The 20,588-nt window shown below is 65.4% G+C and carries 17 protein-coding genes; 6 read left to right on the top strand and 11 right to left on the bottom strand.

Annotation, left to right across the window (positions count from 1 at the left end; translation table 11 throughout):
- Window positions 1-203 precede the first annotated feature (203 nt).
- Complete coding sequence (locus OG203_RS43855; protein WP_405163098.1) at window positions 204-2,471, bottom strand: molybdopterin-dependent oxidoreductase; 2,268 nt, start codon at window positions 2,469-2,471, stop codon at window positions 204-206.
- A 330-nt stretch (window positions 2,472-2,801) separates the two neighbouring features.
- On the opposite strand from OG203_RS43855, the gene OG203_RS43860 reads away from it, so the two are divergent.
- Complete coding sequence (locus OG203_RS43860) at window positions 2,802-3,809, top strand: ParB N-terminal domain-containing protein (protein ID WP_405163099.1); 1,008 nt, start codon at window positions 2,802-2,804, stop codon at window positions 3,807-3,809.
- Between the two features lie 88 nt (window positions 3,810-3,897).
- A complete protein-coding gene (locus tag OG203_RS43865) occupies window positions 3,898-5,394 on the top strand; it encodes an FGGY-family carbohydrate kinase (RefSeq protein ID WP_405163100.1) in 1,497 nt (498 codons plus the stop codon).
- 105 nt (window positions 5,395-5,499) lie between these two features.
- Here OG203_RS43865 and OG203_RS43870 read toward each other — a convergent pair whose 3' ends face one another.
- The 3 genes from OG203_RS43870 to OG203_RS43880 all read right to left on the bottom strand — a co-directional run bounded on the left by OG203_RS43870 (window position 5,500) and on the right by OG203_RS43880 (window position 8,455).
- A complete protein-coding gene (locus tag OG203_RS43870) occupies window positions 5,500-6,174 on the bottom strand; it encodes a YitT family protein (RefSeq protein WP_405163101.1) in 675 nt (224 codons plus the stop codon).
- Window positions 6,175-6,542: 368 nt separating this feature from the next.
- Entirely contained in the window at window positions 6,543-7,586 is a 1,044-nt protein-coding gene (locus tag OG203_RS43875; protein WP_405163102.1) for an NlpC/P60 family protein, read from the bottom strand.
- 140 nt (window positions 7,587-7,726) lie between these two features.
- Window positions 7,727-8,455 carry a hypothetical protein gene (locus OG203_RS43880; protein ID WP_405163103.1) on the bottom strand — a complete coding sequence of 243 codons (729 nt, stop codon included), beginning with the start codon at window positions 8,453-8,455 and terminating at the stop codon, window positions 7,727-7,729.
- Window positions 8,456-8,556: 101 nt separating this feature from the next.
- Here OG203_RS43880 and OG203_RS43885 point away from each other — a divergent pair, with 101 nt between their 5' ends.
- A complete protein-coding gene (locus tag OG203_RS43885) occupies window positions 8,557-10,026 on the top strand; it encodes an APC family permease (RefSeq protein WP_405163104.1) in 1,470 nt (489 codons plus the stop codon).
- Window positions 10,027-10,089: 63 nt separating this feature from the next.
- Here the strand turns inward: OG203_RS43885 and OG203_RS43890 are convergent, their stop codons facing one another.
- From OG203_RS43890 to OG203_RS43905, 4 genes are all read right to left on the bottom strand, one after another.
- Window positions 10,090-10,932 carry an SAM-dependent methyltransferase gene (locus OG203_RS43890; RefSeq protein WP_405163105.1) on the bottom strand — a complete coding sequence of 281 codons (843 nt, stop codon included), beginning with the start codon at window positions 10,930-10,932 and terminating at the stop codon, window positions 10,090-10,092.
- Window positions 10,933-11,120: 188 nt separating this feature from the next.
- Window positions 11,121-12,677 (bottom strand): prenyltransferase/squalene oxidase repeat-containing protein, encoded by a 1,557-nt coding sequence (locus OG203_RS43895; RefSeq protein ID WP_405163106.1) that lies wholly within the window; start codon window positions 12,675-12,677, stop codon window positions 11,121-11,123.
- 471 nt (window positions 12,678-13,148) lie between these two features.
- Complete coding sequence (locus OG203_RS43900) at window positions 13,149-13,658, bottom strand: SET domain-containing protein (protein ID WP_405163107.1); 510 nt, start codon at window positions 13,656-13,658, stop codon at window positions 13,149-13,151.
- A gap of 790 nt (window positions 13,659-14,448) precedes the next feature.
- Window positions 14,449-14,589, bottom strand: coding sequence for a hypothetical protein (locus OG203_RS43905; protein ID WP_405163108.1), 141 nt, complete (start codon window positions 14,587-14,589; stop codon window positions 14,449-14,451).
- 17 nt (window positions 14,590-14,606) lie between these two features.
- Here OG203_RS43905 and OG203_RS43910 point away from each other — a divergent pair, with 17 nt between their 5' ends.
- The 3 genes from OG203_RS43910 to OG203_RS43920 all read left to right on the top strand — a co-directional run bounded on the left by OG203_RS43910 (window position 14,607) and on the right by OG203_RS43920 (window position 17,426).
- Window positions 14,607-16,151, top strand: coding sequence for an amidase (locus OG203_RS43910; protein ID WP_405163109.1), 1,545 nt, complete (start codon window positions 14,607-14,609; stop codon window positions 16,149-16,151).
- Window positions 16,152-16,376: 225 nt separating this feature from the next.
- Complete coding sequence (locus OG203_RS43915; RefSeq protein WP_405163110.1) at window positions 16,377-17,012, top strand: AAA family ATPase; 636 nt, start codon at window positions 16,377-16,379, stop codon at window positions 17,010-17,012.
- Between the two features lie 42 nt (window positions 17,013-17,054).
- Window positions 17,055-17,426, top strand: coding sequence for an avidin/streptavidin family protein (locus tag OG203_RS43920; protein WP_405163111.1), 372 nt, complete (start codon window positions 17,055-17,057; stop codon window positions 17,424-17,426).
- Here the strand turns inward: OG203_RS43920 and OG203_RS43925 are convergent.
- The 3 genes from OG203_RS43925 to OG203_RS43935 all read right to left on the bottom strand — a co-directional run bounded on the left by OG203_RS43925 (window position 17,423) and on the right by OG203_RS43935 (window position 20,555).
- Window positions 17,423-17,977, bottom strand: coding sequence for a GNAT family N-acetyltransferase (locus OG203_RS43925; protein ID WP_405163112.1), 555 nt, complete (start codon window positions 17,975-17,977; stop codon window positions 17,423-17,425). The two genes, OG203_RS43920 and OG203_RS43925, sit on opposite strands and share 4 nt — an antisense overlap.
- A gap of 41 nt (window positions 17,978-18,018) precedes the next feature.
- Window positions 18,019-19,551 (bottom strand): alpha/beta fold hydrolase, encoded by a 1,533-nt coding sequence (locus OG203_RS43930; RefSeq protein ID WP_405163113.1) that lies wholly within the window; start codon window positions 19,549-19,551, stop codon window positions 18,019-18,021.
- A gap of 155 nt (window positions 19,552-19,706) precedes the next feature.
- A complete protein-coding gene (locus tag OG203_RS43935) occupies window positions 19,707-20,555 on the bottom strand; it encodes an LLM class flavin-dependent oxidoreductase (RefSeq protein WP_405163114.1) in 849 nt (282 codons plus the stop codon).
- Between the last annotated feature and the right edge of the window lie 33 nt (window positions 20,556-20,588).

The following is a 20,588-nucleotide window of genomic DNA, read 5'->3' on the forward strand; positions in this document are numbered from 1 at the left end:
GCGTTGATCCCGAGGCTGAGCAGGCATATCCGCGTCAGGGAAAAGAGGGCGACGCACGCGGCGATTCTCGCGAACAGCGTGACTCTTCGTCCGTAGCTGTCCGCGCCTTCCCACCGTCGAACTACCTCACTGAACCCTGGCCGATTGTGTTGGCGCGGTTGTAGATCTCGCATGCGCATTACCATTCCACTCGGTGCTACACCTCATATTTCGAACGCATCGGTCGCCGAAATGCGCACGTCCACGGCGTTGAGACGGGCCATCCCGGAGAGCTTGTCGACGGATTCGAGCCGATCCGGCGTTATGTTGTTGACATTGCATCCATGGCCTTCGAACGAGGCCCATCCGTGTGGCAGGCACGCGACTCCCGACAACAACCTGTCGGATATTTCGACGGTGGCGATCAACTGCCCGTCCCTGGAACTCACTCGGACTCTGTCACCGTCGTCCACCGCGAGTGCCTGCGCATCCTGGGGTGCCAATTGCAGCGTCGGGGCACCGCGTCGCTTGGTGGGCAGGTGCAGCCAACTGTTCAACGATGTCCGTTCGCGTCGGCCGATCATCAGCATGGGGTATGCCCGATCCGGCTCGGTGTGTTCAGCGAAGACTTTCGACAGCCGCGCCACGATCGGGCCGGGGGCTAGATCCACTCGGCCGTGGCGGCGAATGTGCCGGACGAGCCCACGCGGTGCGCGGCGCAGGGATATCCCGGCGTGCCCGTGTTCGGCCGCCGCGTTCCCGCGCGAGAGCATCGTCAGTGCCCTGTTCAGACGATGTATCGTCGCCCCGATATCGATCGAGAGAAGTACGGCGAGCAGCCGGGAGATCGCGCGGCGGGTTATCGACCTCGGTCGCGCCGCCCAGAGCAGCCGACGGATGATTTCCCGTTCCTCACGGGCTTGACCTCGCGGTAGTACCACGCGCTGAGTGGACTGTACGAACGGTCGAGCCATGAGCGGCAATAGGGTGAATTGGCTGTCGGCGCGTTCGAGCCAGGTGGTGGCAGGCAGAATGTAGTCGGCGTTCCGGTTGCTCTCGTTGACATACAAGTCGATGGAGACGAAGAGTTCGAGCGCGGAAAGTCCGTCCTTCACCTGAGCGGTTCCCGGCACGGTCAGCACCGGATTCCCGGCGGAGACGAACAGCGCACGGACGCCTCGCGTCGCGATCTCCGTCCAGAGTTCGATGGCGGGCATGAATCCCAATACCTCGGGAATCCTGCCGATCCGTGATCGATATCGGTCGTAGCCGTCGATGCCGAGGAGGTTCGCCGCCAGTCGCATCGGCCACGGTGTCCAGCCGGCGAGTACGCCGCCACTGTCGAGCATGTTTCCAGTGAGGATATTGAGTGCGTCCATCAAGAACGTCACCAGCGTGCCTTCGGCACTCGTACAGGTGCCGGTGCGCCCGTACACCGCCATTCTCGTTGCCTTGGCTATAGCATCGGCAAGGTCGACTATCTCCGCCTCGGATACTGCCGTTCGGCGTGCCGTCTCTTCGAGCGTAACGCCGGCGACCGTCGATTTCAGTATCTCGATTCCCCGCGCGTAGATATCCGCGTAGTCGATATCGAATTCGTCGCTCTCCAGTATCAGGCGGAGCACTGCCGAGAGTAACCATACATCTGTGCCCGGCCTGATCTGGATGTGCTCGAAAGCGTCGGCTGTGTCGGTCCGGCGAGGGTCTATGACAATAACCCGGCCACCCCGGTTCACGACGGCCCGCAGACGTGCCTGAATGTTCGGCATGACGAGCTGCGATCCATTGGATGTGAACGGGTTCGCGCCGATAATGACGATCAGGTCGAGGCGCTCGATATCGGGTATCCCGATGAAGGTCGGGTCGTCGTACAGCAATGCCGACGCGGCGAATCTGGCGGCACCGTCCTGCGATATCGACGAATACAGTTGGCGGCTGCCATGCAACCGCATGTACACCAGTGCCGAGAACAAATGCGTCGGGCTGAACGCCGCGGGGTTTCCGAGATACCAGGCGAGGGCATCCGGACCCGATTCTTCGACTATCGCGTCCAGCCGCCGTGCGATATCGGCGACGGCCTGTTCCCAGCTGACCTGTTCGAAGTCGCCGGTGTCGGTTCGGTGCAGTGGGTGCAGTACTCGGGCGTCGTCGTGCTGGATGCCCGCCATCGCGATGCCTTTCCGGCACAGGTATCCGTGTGAGATCGCGTGGCGGGGATCCGGTCGTAGTTCCAGCACCGATGGCCCGTTGACCAGGGCTGTCATACCGCAGAGTGCCTCACAGTTTCGGCAATAGGTGCGCACCGGCCGACCGAGGGCAGCGTCGGTCCCCGCATTGCCAGGATGTGTGCGCCGCGCTGAAGGAAGACTGTTATCGGACAATGGAACCATCTCGCTGTGTGTTGGTCCGGAGTCTCGGTTCGGTGATCGTATCCTGTTGCGGGGGTGATGATTAGCAACGACGGTGCTGGATGTCCGGGTGCTGTCAGTCATCTTGATATGAGGCGCTCGAATTGTCAACCGTGGCAACGGGTTCTGATTCACGCCGGGTAGTGCCGTTCAAGTAGGGATCTCCCCGGGTTGAACAGCCCGGCGCAGGCAGTCGAGGGGGATCGACGTCGGGCATCCGGGGAGGGCGCGATATCGATTTGCCTGCGGCGAAGAATTCATCATGTTATGATAAGGATAAACTCGTAACCTATTTTAATTCAGGCCGATTTCCGGAATGGGGAGGGGTAATAACCAGGTCTGTATCGTATTTCTAGGCAGTATAGGTCGGCCGCCTTCGTTGGCAGCGGGGCGGCGACCTGGGGTGGTGATATTGTGACGAGTGCGAACTCTGACGGCATCGGCCATGTTGTCGATGTCGAATTCACGGATCGCGAGGTTTTGCATGCGGTCGAATTAGTTCCTATTGATTCGGTGCGGATCGGCGAGACGCCACGGCTGGCCGGTGAGATCCCCGATTACGTCAGGTTGATAGCGAGCCTCGACATAACGCTTCCGCCCATCATCATCCACCGATCGTCGATGTCCGTGGTGGACGGCGTCCATCGGCTGCGCGCCGCGCGACTACGTGGTGAAACCCAGGTCGCGGCGGTTTTCTTCGATGGCGACGAGATGGACGCGTTCGTTGTGGCGGTGAAGGCGAATATCGCACACGGTATGCCCTTGACTCTCGCGGATCGTACGGCCGCGGCCGTACGCATATTGTCCACGCATCCCCAATGGTCAGACGGCTTCATTGCCGCGTGTACAGGTCTGGCCACCAAGACTGTGGCGGCGATTCGACGTCGCTCGGGTGCCGACCTCCCTGGTTTACACAGCCGATTGGGCCTCGACGGAAAGATGCGCCCCACCGACCCGAGTGCTGGACGTATGCGCGCCGCGCGACTGATCGCGGACCGACCGGACGCGTCTTTGCGGGAAATCGCGCGCGAAGCCGGTGTCTCGCCCGCGACGGTGCGCGACGTTCGAGCCAGACTGCAACGGGGCGAGCCGCCCGTGCCGTCGAAATCGCGGCGATCGTCCGGCTCGGATACCCAAGACGAGAGTCCCGAGCTCCTGGCCGAACTCCTCCGCGGCCTGCAGAAGCACCCTGCGGTACGGTTCAGCGAGTCCGGGCGAATCCTGTTGCGGCTACTCGGTACTCAACCCCTGGATCCCGAATCCTGGGACAGAATGCTGGCGGGCGTGCCGTCGCATTGCGATGCGATGATCGCTCGCATCGCCCGGCAATACGCGGCGAACTGGCAGAATTTCGCGAACGAGCTGGCCAAGCGGACCGGGCGCGATACTCGCCCAGGTCCCGACGACACTTCATCCGGATAAGGCTGACAACCCTGTTCGGTGGAGGACCCCGGCGCTGCGTACCCCGGTGAAGCCAGCGAACGTGGATGCTGGTCGGGTGGATGGTGGAATGGGTAACGAGCTGGTTCTCGGCATAGACGTCGGTACGACGGCGGTCAAGGTCGCGGTGTTCACCGTCGGCGGCCCACTGGTGCGCGCGTGCGCGACCGAGCATGTGATGACACGTCCTGGTCCTGGCCTGGCCGAGCAGGACCCGGGGCACTGGTGGCAGGGCTGTGTTCGCGGCATCGAAGCAGTCCTGAAAGACGTTGCGCCCGAGTCGGTTCGAGCCGTCGGCGTGGTGAGTCAGGTCAACACCCACATCTTCGTCGACGCGAACCTTCGCCCGCTGATGCCCGCGATCACCTGGCAGGATCAACGGTGCGCTGCGGTCGCCCGCGAGCTCGACGGCCGGTTCACTGCCGAGGAGAAGGCTCAGATCTGGGGTGGCCCTTTCACTTTCGACGCTTCCCGGCTGGTGTCACGCGCGCTCTGGGTGGCCCGCCACGATCGCGAGGTCTGGCGGCGCACCCGGTGGGTATTGAGCCCGAAGGACTACATCAACGCGCGACTGACCGGCGAAATCGCTACCGACGGACTGTCTTCCGTCGGCCTCGTCGATGGTGACGGCACCGGATATCTCGCGGATGCGGTGCGCCTTGTCGACGGGCTGGCCGAGCGTCTGCCCCCGCTGGCGGGTGCGGCGGAACCGGTGGGCGCGGTAGTCGCCCCCGAGCTCGTCGGCTTACTGGGCTCGGCCACCGTGGTCGTCGGGACCATGGACGCGTTCGGCGACATCTACGGCTCCGGCCTCATCACACCCGGCCGGGCGATGATCGCCTGCGGCACTTCACTCGTCGTCGCAGGCACCTCGGAACACGCCTGTGCGAGCCACGGCGTGGTGACCTTCCCACCCATCGACGGCCTGTATGTGCACGCGGGTCCGACCCAGGCCGGGGGCGAGGCACTGCGGTGGTGGAGCCGAACATGCGCGCGCACAGTTCAGCAAGTGGTGACCGAGGCCGCCGCGGCAGCACCCGGCGGCTCCGGCGTCGTATTCACCCCCTACCTCATGGGTGAACGCGCCCCGCTGTGGGACGCCACGGTGCGCGGCAGCTTCCTCGGCCTCAGCGCGACCACCTCGCGCGCGGAGCTGTCCCGAGCAGTCCTCGAAGGTGTCGCCATGTCCGGACGGCAGGTCCTTGCCGCCGTCGAGACCGCATGCGGTACACCGTTGGCATCGGTCACTTTCTCCGGCGGCGGCGCCAACAGCGATCTGTGGTCGCAGATCTTCGCCGACGTACTCCGCCGACCGGTACAACGGCTCGAAACACGCGACTACAGCGCCGTACTCGGCGCGGCACTACTGGCAAGCGTCGGCGCCGCGATCTATCCCGACATCGCCACCGCCACAGACCGAGCCGTGACAATCGACCGTGTCTTCACCCCTGACAACGAACGAGCAGACCTACTGGACCCACTGTTCGAGGTCTACCTCGACTCCTACCAGGCACTGCGGAACGTGCACGCGAAACTAGCCGATTGGCGCGCCCACCACAACGATTGACGCTCACGTGCGGCCATCCCTGCCCGTCGCTATCGCATACGGCAGGGCGTGCGGCAGCGGCACTGTAGTGAGGCGGCAGAGTCACACGGCGTGACCATCGTGCTCTCATGTGGTCTGACGTTGCGGCGCGCTTGGCGTCCGTTTACCGGTGCGGTCGAGATGCAGGAGCGCGAAGGACGCGTGGATGATCAGGCCGATGAGGAAGACCGCTGCCGCGGTACCCCAGTTGGCATTGCCGCCGAGTGGCCATCCGATTCCGACGGCGGCTGCTTCGATGAGGGTGCGTGCCACCCCCGCCGGCAGATTGAAGGTCTTGGACAGCGAAAGCTGAAAACTGTCACGCGGTCCCGCACCGAGTCCGGCGCTGATATAGAGCGCGGCGCCGAACCCGATGCACACCAACCCGATGAACAGCACCGGGATGCGTGCGACGATCGGCCCGTTGGCAAGGTGCGCACCGATATCGGTGGCAAGCAGCGCGTCATCGAGCAGCCCGATCAAGACCATGTTGCATACGGTGCCGATGCCGGGCGGAATACCGAGTATCCAGTTCACACCGATCAAGAGGAACCCGGCCAGGATGACCGCCTGCCCGAAACTCAGCGGTGTGCTGTGGGCAATGCCGCCGTGGAACACGTCCCACGGCGCCACACCAATGTCGGCGCGCAGGCTCATGACAGTGCCTACGGCCGACAGCACCAATCCCGCAACCAACCGCGTCGCCTCCGAGACGGTCGGAATTCGGAATGCGTGGGAGAGGCCCGCGCGTCCCCAGCTCACGCGGGTATTCTTCCGGTCGCGTTGCCGACTGATCGAGGTTCGGTCATCTGGACAGCGATCAACATGTGGGCCCCCTCCGTGCATTGGAAAACGATGCCACTCTTGCCAGGCCAGCGCCGAACTACTAGCCGGACCGCGAAAGAGCCTGCCCCCTTTGGCATTTCGACCGAGACCTGGGTATCTATGAACCCCCATCGCAAAGCCTAGGACGGGCGAATCATCGGATCAACCCATCAGTGGTGGTCATCACTCGCCTCGATGGGAGGCAGGGAACGTCGGTGAACGCTGCTCAGGCGAGGTGGCGTCGAATCGAAAAGCCGTCCAATGTGTGCCGAGCTAACTGCCGAAGGGCCGCAAGGCTGCTCGGGTCATCTGCCGTGCAAATAGCGTTCCGCGCCCCAGTAGTCCTGGCCGAATCGGACCGGGGTGATGCGTACCGGGGTGGCGGAATCGTATGCCTCGATCATCCGATCGCCGCCGATGGACATCGCGACGTGATAGATCGAGCCGGGGTCCTTGGTGTCGTGCGCGTAGAACAGCAGGTCACCTGGTTGTAGATCATTCTTGTCGACCGGGCGGCCGTTTCCGTCGGTGGCTTGCGGTCCGGCGTCCCTGGGCAGGGTGATTCCGTGGATCTGATAGATGGTCGAGGTGAATCCGGAGCAATCCATGCCGAACCCGGCGCGTCCGCCCCACAGATACGGGCGATCCAGGAATGTGGTCGCGGTCCGCACCAGATCGGTGGCGGTGGGATACGGGATGTCGGTGGGTTTCGGATAGACATCGGCGCTGCTGGCGTCCAGCCATCTCGGACCACTGCGCGGGGTGGCGACCATGATCCCGTCACCGGTGCGGCTGAGTACCGGAAGCCGAGTGTTGGCGCTGATTTCGATGTCTCGGCGCGTGAGCTCGGGGTCGCTGTACAGCCAGGTGGTCGAGGAGCGGTCGGCGAGGGCGAAGGGGGTGAGTGTCTGCAGCGCGGCGAACTCCGGGCTGGTGGTCAGCTGAACGCTGGGTATCCAGCCGGGATAGCCGAGCGCGTTCTTCGGTGTCGGCTGCCCGGGGACCACCACCTCGGACCAATCACCTTGCTGCCGCAGGACATACACACGATCGCCATACAACGCCTGGGTCTGTGTCAGGTTGTCGGAGGTGAGGGCTTCCTGCTCCGCCAACGTCATATCCGCTATCCAGCGGGGGACGTCGACCGGGTTGGTCAAGGCGGGCTGATCGACCGGACGTGGGCTCTGCGGCGTGGTCCATACCGTGGCCGCGGCGACATCGACATACGCGCTGGGCGGTTCCGGCGGCGGTGATGGCTCAGCACGAGCCGGGATCGACAGTCCGGCAACGACACTCAGTGCGCACAACAGGATGCCTGGATAGGTCAGTCGGCGATGCGAGTACCCCATGACGTAATCCGTTCGGATCGAGGCCTTCCGGAAAACTGGATGAGAATCCACCATACCTCCGTCCGTAATGCGGTTCGGCTCAATTGCTTTCGAAGCACCGTGGATCGAGATCTAGTCGGTGTCGTCGCGTCACCGTCCGACTATCGTAGACATCGTCCGGCGGGTAGCCGCTGAAGGTGACCGCCGACCCACTCGGCGAGTCGGTCGAGCAGCGCGATTCCGTCGACGAAGGCGCCCGACGTCGGCTGCGCGCCGAGGACCACCGCGGTCCACCCCGCTCCGTTGGGGAGCACGCCCAATTGACGGACCAGGTTTCCCTGCTCGTCGGGACCCCAGCCGCCCTTGGCGGCCGCCCCCGGCAACCGGGCCAGACCCCAGCGCTGCTCCGGGGCGAGCGCCCGCATCAGCGCGAGGACGTCGGGGCCGTTGTCGAGGCACGGGAGCTGCGCGGTGAACAGAACTTGTTGCGTGGCAGTCCATTCCGTCTGACCGAAGGCGGTATAGGGCGGGCGGCGGCGCCGCGATGGCACGCGGGTGACGGTGTCGCCGCCGTCGCGCAGTACGGCCGCTACCGCCGCCGCGGCGTCGGCGGGGGATCCGAGCAGCGACCACAGCTGCTCGGCCGCGGCGTTATCGGAGACGGTGATGGCCGGTACCACCGCCGTTTTCGCGGCGACCGGAGCCGCCCGCAGCGCGGCGATCGCCAGCGGCACCTTGCTGGTCGACCAGGCCACCCCGCCGGTCCACTCGCCGAGCGCGACGGCCCGTTCGCCCCCGACCGGGGCGTAGGCGAGCCCGACCGTCCCGGCCAGCGTCGCGCTGTAGCGGGCCAGGCTTGATGCCAGGGATCGAGTCGTATCGGCGGCCATACCTCAGCATGGTCCTCCCGCGGCGGATCAGACACGTGAAAACGCCAGTGCGGGAGCGGGGGAGACCGCATGCTCGTAGGACGGAGACGAAGGGGGCGGCTATGGCGACCACCGATTCCACCGGATCGTCGGGCCTGGCGCGCGGCGCTATCGGCTTGCGCGAGGTGCTGTTCCAATCCGTCACCTCGATGGCGCCCGCGGGCGCGGTCGCGTTGTCGATCGCGGTCGGCGCCACCTATGCGGGTGGCGCGCTGCCGCTCGCGGTGCTGCTCGCGTTGGTGGCGTGTCTGCTGGTCGCGAGTTCGATCGGGCAGCTCGCCAAACACCTGCCGTCGGCGGGCAGCATCTATACCTACCCCGCCGAGGCACTGCATCCGATGGTCGGGTTCTTGGTCGGCTGGGGTTACGCGCTCGTCGAGGCGCTGATCGGTCCGACGACGACGATCCTCGTCGGCTATCTGGTCGGCTCGGTGATGCACAGCGAGTTCGACTGGCCGTTCACCGCCACCTGGGTCGTGGTCATGATCGCGGCGGCCGTGCTGATCGCCCTGCTGAACTATCGCGGCGTGCGGGTCAGCGCGCAGGTCGGCACCGTCCTCGGCCTGTTCGAGATTCTCGTATTTCTCGTGCTGGCCTGCTGGCTCGTGGTCAAGGCCGGATCGGGAAACACCACATCGGTTTTCACGCTGCGTTTCGCGACAGTCGAGGGCTACCACGGGTTTTCCGGTGTCGCCGCGGCGTCGATCTATACCATCCTGGCGTTCATCGGCTTCGAGGCCTCGGCACCGCTCGCCGAGGAAGCCCGCAACCCGCGCCGCACCATTCCGATCGCCGTCGTCGCGTCCTGCTTTGCCATCGGCCTGCTCTATGTCTTCACCACTTACGCGGGCGACGTGTTCTTCGGGCCGCAGCGGTATGCGAGCTTCGGCGAGCTCGGCGACGGGAGCCCGTGGATCGCACTGGCCCGCGATGTGTGGGGGATCGGCTGGGTGGTGGCGTTGCTCGCCATCCTGAACTCGACCTTCGCCAACGGGAACGCGGGCACCCTGGCGACGACCCGCACCTGGTATGCCATGTCCAGGATCGGGCTGCTGCCTGCCGCGCTGTCGCGCACGCATCCTCGGTGGAACTCGCCGCACGTCGGCGTGGTCGTCCAATTGCTGGTGACGCTGGCCATCGGCCTGCCGATCGGTCTGCACTTCGGCCCGACCACGGCCTTCGTCTTCCTCGCGACGATCCTCGCCGGCGTCATGATCGCCGTCTACATGGTGTTCAACCTGTCGTGCGTCATGTTCTACCTACGACGACAGCGTGCCGAATTCAATTGGCTACTGCACCTGGTGATTCCGGTTCTCGGCATCGTTGCGTTCGTGCCGGCCTGGATCACCGCGATGGGGATCGGTGCGGGGGCGCTGAAGTTCGTCACGCCATTGACCTACCCGTCGAGTCAGGCGGGCCTGGTCATCGGAGTCTGGTATCTGATCGGGGTTGCCGTGCTCGTCTATCTGTACCGACGGCACCCGGCGCGGCTGTCGGAGATGCGGCGGGTGTTCGTCGACGAGCCGCGTTGACCGCGAGCTGACCATCACCTTCGGCCGCACCGGAGTGTGCGGCCGAAGGTATTCGGGCGTCGATCAGAGTTTGCGTCCCACACCCGCCCAGATCCAGGCGGGCCCGGCGTCGGGATCGACCTCGTACAGCGATTCCTCGGCGAGTTCGGGGTGCCAGTCCTCGAGCGTGACCACGCCAGGATCCACGATTTCGGTTCCGGCGAACAGCTTTTCGGTGTCGGCGCGGGTGCGCGGGACCATGGTGATACCGGCGCGCTCGCAGGCCCGCACGGCCTCCGCCGTAGCCTGCGCGTTGAAATCCGCGGTGGGGTGACTGATCGTCAGACTGCTGCCGGAGGGCACCGCGTCCAACAGTCGCGCGATGATGCCGTGCGGATCGTCGGTATCGCGGAAATACATCATGATCATGGTCAGCGTGATGGCGACCGGTTTATCGAGATCGAGGGTGGCGGTCAGGGTCGGGTCGGCCAGAATCGACTCGGGGTCGTGCAGATCGGCGTGGATGAACGCGGTCTTGCCCGCTCGGGTACTCGTCATCAGGGCGCGGGCATGGGCGAGCACGAGCGGATCCTTGTCGACATAGACGATGCGGGCCGCCGGATCGACCTCCTGCGCAACCTCGTGGGTATTGCGGGCGGTCGGCAGGCCGGTGCCGATGTCGAGGAACTGGGTGATGCCGAGTTCGGTGATCGCGTAGCGCACGGCGCGACCGAGGAAGGCGCGGTTGTGGCGAACCATGGTCCGGATCGTGGGGACGTGCGCGGCGATTCTGTCGCCGAGCGCACGATCGACCGGATAGTTGTCCGCACCGCCGAGCCAGTAATCGTAGAAACGAGCCTCGTGCGGTTTCGTAGTGTCGATGGTGGTCGGCAAGCGAGGACCGGACCGATCGCGACCATCCGACATGATGCTCCTCTCCGCGGGTGGCCGCGCAGGATTCTGCAAAGCTCACCATTCCAAGTTGCTACTCGCCAAAACGTACGGCGTCAGCATATTCCGGTGAGTCCTCCATCGGCCGCAAATCCGTACCGAACCTGTTCTCGAGTCGATACTCCGCGTGGGCGGGCTCGGCGCGATGTGGGCGGGGACAGCCCTCAACGAGCACGCGCAGCGATGCGGCGGGAGAGGTGGCCGAGGGCAAGCAGCGTGAAGATGTCGGCGAGGATCGGAATGGTGAATCGCAGCGGTCGCGGTCCGATCGAATCGGGGATGGAGGCGATGCTGCCGTCGTCGCGCTGGCAGGCCAGTAGGTAGGTCGCCGCGCGTACGGCCGGTGCCGGGTCGTCCTGGTGGCACACGGCGATGAGGGCGTAGGCGGTGCTGATCGGGTCGCTCGGTTCCCGGTGTTGTTGCCCCCAACCGCCGTCGGTGTTCTGCCCGTCCAGCACGAGGGCCATGATCTGTTTGGTCATCTGCCGCAGGTGTGCTGGCTGGTGTTGCGGGTTGCGGGTGGCGGCGAGCAGAGCGCGGAAGACAGTGTGTAAGCGGCTGCTCGACCAGTCCGGCGGGAAGGACCCGTCCTCGTGTTGCTGCCCGGCCAGGAAGTCGAGCCCGGAGGCGATGGTGTCGCGGTGGTGTTGCCACTGCGGGGTGAGCGCGTCGAGCGCGGCGGCGGTCATGCAGGCTTCGGACGCTGCCCCGCCGATGTAGGTGGGGAATCCGCCATCGGGATTACGGACCGCCATCAGTGACTGCTCGCCTCGGCGGATCGGCTCGCGATATCCGACCGGGTCGAGTGTGTCCAGGAACTGGATAGCGACCGAGGTGTCGTCGACGTCGGTTTGGTAGGCCACGTCGGTGTAGGACCATCCGCCGCCGGGCTGCTGCTGGGATAGTAGGTGCGCGGCGATGCTGTGCAGGACCTCGCGCGGGGCGCTGGCGGCGGCGAGTGCGACACCGGCGGTGGCGGTGCACCAGGTGTCGGTGTCGCCGACGAACGGCATCCCACCGTCCTCCCGCTGATGGGCCATGGCTTTGAGCACCCCCTCGGCCACGACGTTTTCGGTGTGCGGGAGGCGGTGCAGGGCGTGCAGCGCCCACAGATGGATGAGGACGTTGTTCTCCCAGACCTGGTCCTGGCGTTGGGTTTCCAGCAGGATTCGCACGTCCTCGTCGCTGATGTGGTTGTGCCGGCCGGCGGCATCGGCGAGAACTATCTTCACGGCGGTGACCTGTGCCCTGGCCCAGCAGTGCAAGCCCGTCAGGTCGAAGGCGCTCGTGTCGAGCGGGCCGCGGGGTGAGAGGCCGTACAGGGCGAAGGTCGCGTCGAACATGGCGTGTTTGCGGGCGCCGGTGAATCCGGGTGCACGAGCGAGGAACTCCTCGGCCAGTCCTGCGGTGGGGCCCGCGGTCGCGGTGCGGGTGAGGGCCAGGTCGACGAGGATCCGGTCCAGTGGGTCTGTCGTGGCCTCGGTACGTAGATAGTCGGCGAGGCGAGTCCGCCGCTGGGGTTGCAGACCGGTCCGCTCCAAGAGGTTCAGCGCCAGAACGGATTCGAGGACCCGGCTGTGACAGGGGTCGCGGACCGCGCCGTCGGGACCGACGCGCGCCAGCAGATGGGAGCGCAGGCGTTCGGTCGCGGGGGCGAGGAGCGGCGGGAAGGGGTCAGCGGACCAACTTGCTTGGGCGTGGGTGGGTGTCGCGGGTCGCATGTGGCAGTCTTCCGGGGTGCGAGGTCGAGGGGTGGGTTGGTGAGTTGCCGCGCGACAACTCGTTCGGACATACAACAATATGGTCCTCCCACAATGGGGCGGACGCGTCGAAATGGCGATCTTGGCCGCGCGGGCGCGAGGAACCCCGGATGACGGTTTTTTTAATGAAACCTGTTGGGCGCCAATGTTATTCGTCTTGAGTCTGCGGCTCGTGCCGGGAGATGCCGGAAGGCACCGAGGTTTTCGGTCGGGAAGGACTCGCGTGTGCGGGGAGGTTTGCCGAGGATGCGGGCGACGGTGTCGGTTGGGTGTTCCGGTTGGGTGATGGCCAGTTGTTGGATTTCGATGATGTGGCCAGGGTGGTGGGGCGGATTGTTCGGTGAGAGGCGGCAAGGTCGGCCGACGACCCATGCCCGCTCGCGAGATCGACTGGCGCTCAACGGCTGCCGTGGACCTGCGCGCGTCTCGTCGTTACGCGTGCGAAGAGCTGATGCGGCGGGCGAGATAGTGGGAGAAGTAACCGCGGTACTTGGCCTGCAGATCGGGGCGCCGCCAGTCGTGGCCATCGATTACCCGACGGCAGGTCGAATGCTCACAGGAGCAGTCCATCGAGCCGTCGTAGTCATCGAATAACGCGTAGTCGGTAGTCAACTCCTCACCGTCGGCGATGTCGCGCATGGCGACGAGCAGTGTGTTCCCCGCGAACCCGACGTTCGGCTCGCAGGAGTGATTGATGAACAGCATCACCCGCTCGTACTCGTCGTCGGTCTTCGCGACGAGGTGCAGGTTGTCGTCGATCTGGATCTCCGAATTCTGCAAGCGTTCCGAGAGTCGGTGCAGCTCATCGGTGGTGACGATGTGACCACCCTTGGCAGCGACGGTATGGCCCGCGGCGATCGGCTCGACAGCGACAAGCCCCCGCCCGGCGATGGCGCTACCGACGCCCTTGACAGCCTTCGGAGTGATCCAGGATTCGACCATGCCCCTATCGTGCCCGAATTGTCGCACCGGAGGTCGGCCCCGCGCCTCGCACGGCGGCACCGGTGTGTCGTTGTTACCACCCCCGAGCGGCGGCATTCGCGCTCGGCTGGCAACCTGCCGAGATGCACTGTTGGACAAACGATCACGGGGAACTGAGGTAACTCCTCTCTCGGGAAATCCCGCCATCAGTTCCCCGTGATCATCCGACCAACAGCAGTTGGTGCCGTGGGCGGGCGGGTGCGACCCGCGGCGTGGGTTTATTCCTTGACGTTCGTCGAGCAGCTGTACCCATAGACATTCAACGTCTTACCCGCGTGACTGACATTGCCGAGGGGCCCGCCGTCCGGGACCGGACCGCAGATGTATTGGATACCCGGACCTCTCATGGCGAAGGGGTCGTTGATGTTCCCGGACGTGGGGCCTGACTGTGGTGAGACTCTGCAGTCGGTGCCTTTGTATCTGCCACCGTCACCGACCGCAACGATCTTCCGGCACATGTACGCCAACTTGCCGTTCTGCGCGTTGGCTACCGGACCAAGGACAGCGAGACTTGCGGCCACCATGGCGCAAGATGCGGTGACGGTAGCGATTCGAGTCGGATCGAGACGCATGGTTGAACCCCATTCCAGGAGAGGTAGACCAGACCGTCTGGTGCACCGTATGCCCCACGTATTCGAATCTGCGGCCCCCATGGATTGGATACGTCCGACACTGGGCCCCAGAAATGGGCAGCGACGTAAGTCATTTCGTCGTGCAGATGGCGCGCACGGGAACCGGCCATGGGGAGGAATCAGTTCGCCAACTGGTTGATCTCAGCCAGTCGAGCGGCCGACAACAGCCCGCCGAACATGACGCGACAACGGACGGGGTGCATGATGTCGGTGCTCGACCCCACGAACTCGTCAGCGATATTGCCGATGCTGGTGGTCACGGCCGAAAGGGAAGTTTATGCGGTACAACGAATATCGGACCTATGACGCGGTCGGTCTGGCCGAGTTGGTGGCCAAGGGGGAGGTGCGCCCGACGGAACTGCTGGAGGTCGCGTCGGCTCGCTGTGCACAGGTCAACCCTGAGATCAACGCGATCAGCCTGCGGATGGACGAGGCCGGGCAGGCGGCGGCCGCACGACCGAACGAAGGACCGTTCGCCGGCGTGCCGTTCTTGCTCAAAGATCTCGGACAAGATTTCGCGGGCTATCCCACGGCGTCGGGTACCGGTCCATTGCGAAAAGTGAAGGCCGACAACAACAGCACGGTGGTGCAGCGGTGGATCGACGCCGGTTTAGTGATCTTCGGCAAGACCACAACGCCCGAGTTCGGCGCCGTCGCGGTCACCGAAACCCGGACTTACGGTGCGACGCGCAATCCGTGGAATCTCGACCACACTCCGGGTGGTTCCTCCGGTGGCTCGGGTGCCGCGGTCGCGGCGGGGATCGTGCCGATGGCCGGTGCCAGTGACGGTGGCGGCTCGATCCGTATCCCGGCGGCGTGCACCGGGCTGTTCGGTCTCAAGCCAGGGCGCGGCCTGGTCCCGGCGGGTCCGGACTTCGCCGAGAATATCTTCGGCGCCGCCACCGCCGGTGTGCTGTCGCGCAGTGTCCGCGATTCGGCGGTGATGCTCGACCTCCTCAGCGAGCCCGATCCCGGTGGCCCCTATCTGGCGGACCGGTCCGCTCAGTCCTACGCGGCGGCGGTGCATACGCCACCGCGTCGACTTCGCATCGGATTCACCCACGAATCCCCCCTGGGCGCACCGGTGCACGCCGAGGCGGTGCGCGCGGTCGAGGCGACCGCGGCGCTGCTGGCACAGCTGGGCCATCACGTCGAGGTCGCCGCGCCGCGCATGGACAGCAGGCAGATGGCGCACGACTTCATGACGGTGTGGACCGCCAACCTCGCCGCCAGGCTCGCCCATGCCCGAAAGGTCAGCGGCGCAAGCGAATCCGACTTCGATCTGATCACCCGCGTGGTCGCCGCCGCCGGGCGCGCACACTCCGCCACGGCGCTGATCGAGGCCCATGGTCGGTGGAATACCTACACTCGCGCGCTCAGCGAATTCCACGGCACCTATGACCTGCTGCTCACGCCAACACTCGCCGAGCCGCCGCTGCGCATCGGCCAGACCAAACCACCCGCGGCCGTGGAGAAGATCATGGCCATGCTGCTGGAACTCCGTGCTGGCACGGCGATCACGCGCACCCCGACCTACCGCGACCTCGTCCTCACCAACCTGGCCCCGGTCCCGTTCACCCAACTCGCCAACGTCACCGGCCGCCCGGCCATGAGCGTGCCGCTGCACCACACCGCCGACGGTCTCCCCTTGGGCACCCAATTCGTCGGCCCGCTCGGCTCCGAATTCCTACTCCTGCAACTCGCCGCCCAACTCGAACAAGCCCAACCGTGGAGCCACCTCGAACCCCCTCTCGCCCCCGCGGTCGCAGGTATGGACCCGGCCGGCGACGGCGACGGGCGGGAGGCCAGCGGCGACCGGTGATCGACATCGTCCGGCCACTCCACGTGGACGGTGCCAACGACCCCACACTGATACGGCCGAGAGCCGTGTGTCGCGAGACCTGTTGCCGGACAACCAGATCGCCCCACAGACTGCCGAAAGTCCCCCGGTAACCGGTAGAGGCTGTTACCCGGGAGACGGTCGGTGACTTCCAGGCGGGAATCCAGGCCGCCGGGGCGCGCTGGTATCGGAGATAGGGTTGTGGCCATGCTGATTTGGATCAATGGGCCCTTCGGCGGAGGAAAGACCCAGACCGCGCACGAGCTGCGTCGGCGGCTTCCCGGAAGTGTCATCTGTGATCCCGAACAGGTGGGGTTCGGTCTGCATCGGATGATGCCGTCGGGTCTGCGTGCCGACTTCCAGAGCTATCCCAGCTGGCGGGAAGGGGTGTACGAAGTCCTCGATCACGTGCTGCGTAAGCACCACGGGGTGGTGATCGCACCGATGACGGTGGTCGAACCTCGATACTTCGCCGAGACAGTGGGGCGGTTGCGCGAGGCGGGGCACAATGTCCGTCATTTCGCGTTGCTGGCCGAGCGGGAAACGGTGCTGAATCGTCTCAGTGATCGTGGACTCGGTTTCGCGCCTGTCCTGCGCCATATCGGCAAGGGCGATCTACTACTTCGCCGCGAACAGTTCGCCGTGGACAAGCTCGACTACTGCCTCGACCAGTTGAGTAAACCCGAATTCGCCGAACACATTCGGACCGACACCACCACGGTGGCGGCAGTAGCCGACCGTATCGCCGACACTGTCGGCCTGACTCTGACGCCCAACACGGACAGTCTGCTGCGCGGCAGGCTGCGTCGGATGGCCGTCACGGTCCGCAATGCTCGGCTGTGAGTGGCCGGTCCCGTCTATCGTCTTCCTGGGTATGCTGCGGACATGGCGGAAATCGATTGGAAGGGACTGTGGCGCAACGAATACGGTTCGCGCCTGACCATCACTGACGACGGCGACGGCACTCTGCGTGGCACTTTCGAAACTGCGCTGGGTGACAGTGCTTTCGCGGGCACCGCAGTCCCGATTCAGGGGCTGCACATCGGCCCATGCGTCCAATTCTCGTTCGTCGCCGCGGGCGATATCCTCGCCATCTGCTCCTTCACCGGTCTGCTGCGTGACGGAAATCTGCACACCGTGTGGCATCTGGTCTCCGACCAGGCCGTCAAACCGCCGCGCCCCGGCGCCCCACCTGAACTCCTCACCCTCCCGTGGGCCCACGCGGTCCTGACCAACAGCGACACCTTCACCCGTTAGACCGGCTTCTCACCGGCTTTGCGCACGTGTCGGTGCCCATCGCTAGGGAAGGCGGGAGGTGCGGCGGGGAGCAGGTCCCTCAGGGTGTAACCGCACTTGTTCGCCACCCGACAGGAGGCGTGGTTGTCCTGTGCGTGCAGCAGCTCCAGCCGGTTCAGTTGGACGATGTCCTGTTCAGCCAGCGCCCATCGAGACGCAGCATCGAGAGCACGGGCGGCGATACCACGGCCGCGGGCGTGAGCTGCGGTCCAATACCCGACTTCGGCCACCCCGGGCGTGGCCATCTTCACCACCACATGGCCGACGAGCGAATGATCATCGTTAGCGGTGACGACAGCGAAACTGAATCGTGTGGCATCAATCCAGCCGTCGGCTTGGGCGCCCATCCATGTCCGGGCATCGGTTTCGTCGACCAGGGGACTGGCGAGCCAGCGTCGCAGACCCGGATCACGGTGCGCCGCAAGCAAAGAGGGCAGGTCGTCGAACCGCCATGGGCGCAGCTGTAACGCGGCCGCACCCTCGGTCCGCGGCACCGGCAGGATGATCTTCACGGACACCTATTATCGAGGCGTCGCATTCCGGGTCGCGGTATTCAGTCGGTATTGCCTGCGCAGGTGGTTCCGGTTGGTGGGGTGGCGGATTCGATCAGATAGGTCGTTTCGGTGTCGCGGGCGCACTGGCTGTGGCCGAAGCCCGAGTGGCCCTCTCCGTTGACGGTGAGGAGGCGGCCGTTTTCCAGCATGCCTGCCAAGGCGACCGCGTCCTGGTAGGGCGTGTCGGGGTCGCCGGTCGTGCCGACTACGAGGATCGGGGACGATCCGGCGGCAGACCACGGACCCGCATAGCGGCTGGCTCGGGGTGCGGGCCAGCGTTGACAGGCATTGGCGTGGGAATGGTCGTAGCCGGGTGGTCCCCAGGCGGCGACCGGGCCCATGCGTGGGGCGGCGGTGACGTCGAGGGCAAGGCGCGCTTGGAGTTCCAGTGCTGAGGGCGGGTATACGCGGTCGGCGCATTCGACCGCCACATTGGCGGCGAAGAATTCGGCGTAACGGCCCACCGGGCGCAGTGCGGGTCCGTCGCGGTGTTCGGCGGCTTGCCGGAGCGAGTCGGCGATGGCGGGCCATACCGCGCGACCGCCGTTGAGCTGCATCATGATTCCGTAGACGAGCGACGCTCCGTTGGCGAGGACCTGACCGCTCTCGTCGCGCACCGGGTTGTCGGTGAGATCGGAGACGAGGGCGTCGAAGGCGGCCGAGGGTCCGCCCCGCGCCGGATCGCCGAACTGGCATGCCGTTCGATCGTCCGCACACCAGCCGAGGAATCGGTTGAACGCGCCCTCCAGGTCCCGGTATTGGCCGTAGTCATAGGTGTAGGGGTCGTTGGCATAGGTCTCGGGGTTGTAGGCCCCGTCCAGCACCGATGCCCGAATTCGGCGCGGGAACAGGTTGGCGTAGACCGCCCCGATCATGGTCCCGAAAGACACTCCGAGATAACTGATTTCGTCGTCCCCGACCGCGGCCCGCAGCAGATCCATATCCCTGGCCACGAATTCGGTTCCGATATAAGGCAATAGGTCCCCACTGCGCGCCTGACATGCCGCGTCGAACCGCGCGGCCGAGTCCTGTCCGCGCTCGAAAGCCCCTGGCCGCCATTGCGCGGGCACCTGTGCCCACTCGCGTTGCATCTCGTCGGCCGTCCAGCACTTGACCCCGCGGCTCTTGCCCACCCCACGTGGATCGAACCCCACCACATCGAACCGCGCCGCGATCTCCGCAGGCATCGTCTTGACCACACTGGAAACGAACCCGGCACCGGAACCCCCTGGCCCCCCGGGATTCACGAACAAGGATCCGATCCGCCGCGCCTGATCACCGGCCACATGCCGGCGCACCGCCAGGGAAATCGTCCCGGCCGCCAGATGGTGATAGTCGAGCGGCACGTCCGCTGTCGCGCACTGATACCCGGGATCCCCGCAGTCGACCCAGGAAAGCTTCGGCACCGCCACCCCGGCCACCCCGCCGGGCGCAGTGTCCGGGGACGCTATCGCCAGACGATCTCCGGCCGCGATGATCAGCACCATCGCCGTGAGGATGAGGGCAGCTCGACTACGCCAGTGCTCAAACACAGGTGTCAGCATATTGGGCTCGAACGAATGATGCTGTGTCCACATCGCTCTGGTCACGACTGGGGATCAAGACGGCCAGCCGCCGACGGTTCAGTCGGCGGCTCGCTCATGGGGGCTCGGCGCATTCGATAAGCGCCGCAACGACTTCGACCCGTTCAGGTGACGATATCGGCGAGCCGGGTGACCTCGTCGAGATCGTCTGTGGCGGGGACGAAGATGATCTCGTCGATACCGAGGTCGGTGTAGTCGGCGATGGATTGTTTGATCATGGTCGGGGTGGTGCAGAGCACGGCGTTATCGGCGATGGATTCGGGGGCCAGCCGGTAGAAGTCCCGGATGTTCGCCTGGCCGGTCTCAGTGTCACCCAGTGCGAAGTAGTTGAGTACGACGAGTTTCGGGGCTCCCCGACGACCTGCCTGCTGCCAGGCTCGTTTCGCCGCCGCGAAGCTGGGCGCCGTCATGGCTGGCGGCAGCGAACCGCCGATATAGCCCTCGCCCCAGCGGACCATCCGGTTCAGCGTGGCAGTGGAGTAGCCGCCGAACAGCATGGGGACTTGTCGAGTTCGCGATGGCACAGCCGGATTCGGTCCGTTGCCGACCGGCTCGCCACCCCATACGTCGCGGTAGGTCGCCAGATCGGATGCCAAGCGCGCACCGCGACCGTGGAGGCCGTGTCCGGGCACACTGAATTCGTCCTCACGCGACCCGACCCCGACGCCGAGGGTGAGGCGGCCACCGGAGACACCGTCGATCCCCGCGATTTCCTTGGCCAGCAAGGCACTTGGCCACGTCGGGGCAAGCAGGACCGCACTGAGCAGTCCGATAGTCGTGGTCGCCCCGGCCGCGGCCGCCAGCGCGACGGTGTCACTCACGCCTGGGTACGCGAAGCGTCCGGTGGTGGCGAGGGTGGAAAACCCCGCCTCCTCGGCCCGCGCCGCCCAGCGCGGGATGATCGACGCGGTGAGATTGCGGACCTGATTCGGAAGTCCGATGCCGACCTGCACAAGCGATTCCTTTCTGCGGCTGGACGATTCGGG

The organism is Nocardia sp. NBC_01499, from assembly GCF_045040275.1.
In the GTDB taxonomy this organism is placed as follows: domain Bacteria; phylum Actinomycetota; class Actinomycetes; order Mycobacteriales; family Mycobacteriaceae; genus Nocardia.

Bases quoted from the DNA above. Each gene is read 5' to 3' on its own strand.
- OG203_RS43855 (WP_405163098.1), bottom strand. From the start codon at position 2,471: ATGACTGACAGCACCCGGACATCCAGCACCGTCGTTGCTAATCATCAC.
- OG203_RS43865 (WP_405163100.1), top strand. From the start codon at position 3,898: ATGGGTAACGAGCTGGTTCTCGGCATAGACGTCGGTACGACGGCGGTC.
- OG203_RS43875 (WP_405163102.1), bottom strand. From the start codon at position 7,586: ATGGGGTACTCGCATCGCCGACTGACCTATCCAGGCATCCTGTTGTGC.
- OG203_RS43880 (WP_405163103.1), bottom strand. From the start codon at position 8,455: ATGGCCGCCGATACGACTCGATCCCTGGCATCAAGCCTGGCCCGCTAC.
- OG203_RS43885 (WP_405163104.1), top strand. From the start codon at position 8,557: ATGGCGACCACCGATTCCACCGGATCGTCGGGCCTGGCGCGCGGCGCT.
- OG203_RS43890 (WP_405163105.1), bottom strand. From the start codon at position 10,932: ATGTCGGATGGTCGCGATCGGTCCGGTCCTCGCTTGCCGACCACCATC.
- OG203_RS43895 (WP_405163106.1), bottom strand. From the start codon at position 12,677: ATGCGACCCGCGACACCCACCCACGCCCAAGCAAGTTGGTCCGCTGAC.
- OG203_RS43900 (WP_405163107.1), bottom strand. From the start codon at position 13,658: ATGGTCGAATCCTGGATCACTCCGAAGGCTGTCAAGGGCGTCGGTAGC.
- OG203_RS43910 (WP_405163109.1), top strand. From the start codon at position 14,607: ATGCGGTACAACGAATATCGGACCTATGACGCGGTCGGTCTGGCCGAG.
- OG203_RS43915 (WP_405163110.1), top strand. From the start codon at position 16,377: ATGCTGATTTGGATCAATGGGCCCTTCGGCGGAGGAAAGACCCAGACC.
- OG203_RS43920 (WP_405163111.1), top strand. From the start codon at position 17,055: ATGGCGGAAATCGATTGGAAGGGACTGTGGCGCAACGAATACGGTTCG.